Origin of the sequence: Arthrobacter liuii, from assembly GCF_014639275.1 — a bacterium.
In the GTDB taxonomy this organism is placed as follows: domain Bacteria; phylum Actinomycetota; class Actinomycetes; order Actinomycetales; family Micrococcaceae; genus Arthrobacter; species Arthrobacter liuii.
Window position 1 is genome coordinate 1 of the sequence record NZ_BMFW01000070.1, and the last position, 2,264, is coordinate 2,264.

The window sequence follows — 2,264 nt, forward strand, 5'->3', positions numbered from 1 at the left end:
CGTGCAGGGAGTTTACGGTTTCCCCACCTCGTCGACAGTGGGCAGTGGTACGACGATTGTCATTGTTGATGCCTACAACGACCCGAGCGCCGAATCAGACCTGGCCGTATTCAGCGCCCAGTTCGGGCTGCCGGGCTGCACGACTGCGAACGGCTGCTTCACGAAAGTCAACCAGAGCGGCGGCACGAAATACCCGAGAACCAATTCCGGGTGGGCGCTGGAAATCTCCCTGGACATCCAGTGGGCCCACGCCATAGCCCCCGGCGCGAAGATTCTCCTCGTGGAAGCCGCCAGCAACAGCTTCACGAACCTGATGGCGGCCGAAGACTACGGCTCAGCGCACGCCCAGTACATCTCCAACAGCTGGGGCGGGTCTGAATTCAGCGGCGAATCAGCCTACGACGCGCACTTTACCGGCGCCGGGGTCAGTTACTTCGTCTCCTCCGGGGATAACGGCGCACCCGCAGGCTATCCCTCAGCTTCCCCGAACGTCATCTCCGTCGGCGGCACCACCCTGCACCTGTCCAGCGGCGGCACCCTGACCAGTGAAACCGGGTGGAGCAGTTCCGGAGGCGGATGCAGCGCCTACGAAACCGCCAACACCACCCAGGCAAACTTCATCAGCACTCAATCCAGCCAGGTGAACTGCAGCGGCAAGCGGGCCACCCCCGACGTATCCTTGGACGCCGACCCCGCATCAGGGGTATCGGTCTACGATTCCACCCCCTACAACGGACAGACCGGCTGGTTCACCGTAGGCGGCACCAGCGTCTCCTCACCCATATGGGCTGCACGATCCGCTGACACAGCCGCCGTGGTCAACGCCGCCTACGTCTACGGAAGCTCCATCACCTTCCGGGACATCACGATCGGGAATAACGGCAATCCGTGCCTGCCCGGCCTCGACCTGGTCACCGGACGCGGAAGCTGGACCGGCTGAGCTGTTACGTCATCACCCCCGGGCAGCATGCATTGAGTGGCCACGGATTCCTCGGGGTTGTTCCTAATGCTTGCGCCTGATTCCTATACGGCGTGGCCCTGGGTGCAGCGAGTGTACGCGGCGGCAACGGATCGGCGCTGTCCAGGGCGTTGCTGGCGAGGGACATCAGGTGGACGCTGGCCGCAGGTGGGCCCCGAGGGTCTCAGCGGATTTCCCCAACTCGATACTGCCGTCAGCGACACCCACGACAAGGTCGAACACCTGGTGGGGAGCCATGTCGTGCTCTGCTCCGTTCATGGCGAGGAAAACGACGACCAGCACCCACGCAGTGCGCTTATTGCCATCTATCAACGGGTGGTTCCGGGCAGCGGACTCCAGCAGGGCGGCCGCTTGCAGGGGCAGTGTCGGGTAGGCGGGCTGTCCCATCACCGTTGTCGCCGGCCGGGCAAGAGCCGAACCGAGGAGGCCGGCGTCGCGCACGTGGAATCCCATCCTCGCCACCAGGGTCATGGCCTCGTCGAGTTCGAGGAAGACGGTCATGCGTCAGCCAGTCGCTGGAGCGCCTCTCGGTCGTGGGAGAGAGCAAACTGGAATCCGCGCTCAATCAGGGCCTCGCGCCGACTCCGCTCGATGAGCTGACGCGCGGCCTCGACCACAAGCGAACTCTTCGACGTGTGGGTTTCGGCGGCCAGCCGGTCCAGTTCACGGTCCAGGTCATCGGGGAGTCTAAGTGTCATCGCCATAACCCCATGATACCAATGTGGTATCAAAAACGCTTGGGTTAGGCTCCATTTTCTACGAATCACACTGAGAGGGAGCCCGACGTCCGGGATGGCTAATCGGTGACTGCCCGCGACCGCCTGTAGAACGTTGCGCGTGACATTCCAAGATCGCGGGCAACCTGAGCGGCAGGTTCGCCGCTTTCGACAAGGCGGACAGCGCTCTTAATCTGGCTGTCGGTAATGCGGCGCGGCCGGCCGCCGAGGTCCTTTCCGGCTTCCCGGCGTTTGCTGATGGAATCGGTGACGCGTTCGCGTTTGATCTCGTGTTCCATCTGGGCCAGGGCGGCCATGATCGTGAACAACATCGACCCCATGGGCGTTGCGGTCTCGACGTCTTCCCCGCCCAGGTTCAGCACCCGCAGGCCAGCGCCCCGGGTCCGGAGTTCGTCCGCGAAGGCGAGCAGGTTCTGGGTGGATCGCCCGAGCCGGTCCAGTGTCGTGATAACGAGGGTGTCACCGTCGATCAGCGCCCGGAGTGCCCGATCAAACTGGGGCCGGGAAGCCCGCGCCCCGGACACACCGTGATCCACGTGAAGGTCATC

4 protein-coding genes are annotated in these 2,264 nt (G+C 63.8%); 1 reads left to right on the forward strand and 3 read right to left on the reverse strand.

Features of this window, described 5'->3' with window-relative positions; genetic code table 11:
* Positions 1-940: S53 family peptidase (locus tag IEW19_RS23070; protein WP_188573878.1), on the forward strand; the 940-nt coding region annotated here is incomplete at its 5' end.
* 165 nt (positions 941-1,105) lie between these two features.
* Here IEW19_RS23070 and IEW19_RS23075 read toward each other — a convergent pair.
* The 3 genes from IEW19_RS23075 to IEW19_RS23085 all read right to left on the reverse strand — a co-directional run.
* Positions 1,106-1,480 (reverse strand): type II toxin-antitoxin system death-on-curing family toxin, encoded by a 375-nt coding sequence (locus IEW19_RS23075; protein ID WP_188573879.1) that lies wholly within the window; start codon positions 1,478-1,480, stop codon positions 1,106-1,108.
* A complete protein-coding gene (locus IEW19_RS23080) occupies positions 1,477-1,677 on the reverse strand; it encodes a CopG family ribbon-helix-helix protein (RefSeq protein ID WP_188573880.1) in 201 nt (66 codons plus the stop codon). The genes IEW19_RS23075 and IEW19_RS23080 overlap by 4 nt, the downstream gene beginning before the upstream one ends.
* A 98-nt stretch (positions 1,678-1,775) precedes the next feature.
* Positions 1,776-2,264: recombinase family protein (locus tag IEW19_RS23085; RefSeq protein ID WP_188573881.1), on the reverse strand; the 489-nt coding region annotated here is incomplete at its 5' end.